The organism is Bacillus sp. P4_D3 (genome assembly GCF_056401855.1).
This window is the reverse complement of record NZ_JBFUIN010001083.1, coordinates 1-849: the sequence shown is the minus strand read 5'-3', so window position 1 is coordinate 849 and position 849 is coordinate 1. Positions and strand designations below refer to the sequence as shown.

1 protein-coding gene and 1 pseudogene are annotated in these 849 nt (G+C 34.8%); both read right to left on the bottom strand.

Translation table 11 applies throughout. From position 1 onward, the window contains the following. Nucleotides 1-350 (bottom strand): annotated as a pseudogene (locus AC1DTM_RS29365) (oxalate:formate antiporter); the annotation flags it as partial. A gap of 160 nt (nt 351-510) precedes the next feature. Further along, the coding region (locus AC1DTM_RS29360) for a GerW family sporulation protein (protein ID WP_477001581.1) at nt 511-849 on the bottom strand (339 nt) is incomplete at its 5' end.

Sequence of the window (849 nt, the reverse complement as noted above, 5' to 3'; positions counted from 1 at the left end):
CCAAGTGGTTCTTTTTTGTGAGCCAAATATAATAATTCTGCAATTTCTTTTGGCTCTAACTCATCTAAATCGCTTGCATCATCGAAATCTACCCAACAAAATTCATCAAATTCATCAATCTCTGCTTGAATGAGTTTATGTATGTTTTCTTCCTCAACATATTCAAATAAAGTATGATAATGAAAATCTGTCCACTCAAAATTATGCTTTAAAAGCAATACTTGATGAAGCGGTGAAGGGATGTTACTTGCAAACTCTTTAAACRTAATTCCAGATGTAATAAAACAATGACCCCGACGATTACCATTAATATATATCATATTGTTTACTTGGTCAGATCCTCCAGACAAAGCACCTAGCCACCTTCGTTTTATATGTTTCAATTCTATAGCATATTTTAACATGAAAAATTTTAGAAACATAGAAAAAACTTCAAAAACTATTTACAATTTCATGTGTTTTATTACATACTGATTACAAGAAAAAACGCCTGCTCATAAGCAGGCGTTTTTAAAGGATTTCATCCGGGTTTTGAGGGTGATGATTCCCCTCTTTTTTTTCATCTTTTTGGAACATCGATTGAATTTTATCGATTGTTTGTGGAGCTAATTCAATTATTTTTTCTGCTAAATGTGTCGCATTTTGTAAATGAAGAATATTTACCCCATCTTTATTCACGACTAGAAATGCTACTGGTGTAATTGAAACACCACCCGCGCTACCGCCACCAAATGCAGGGTTACCGTTTGCTCTTTGTCCATCATTCGTTTGGAAATCAGAACCTCCTGCTCCAAACCCGAACGCTACTTTAGAAACTGTTAACACTACACCACCGTCAGCCGTTTGAAC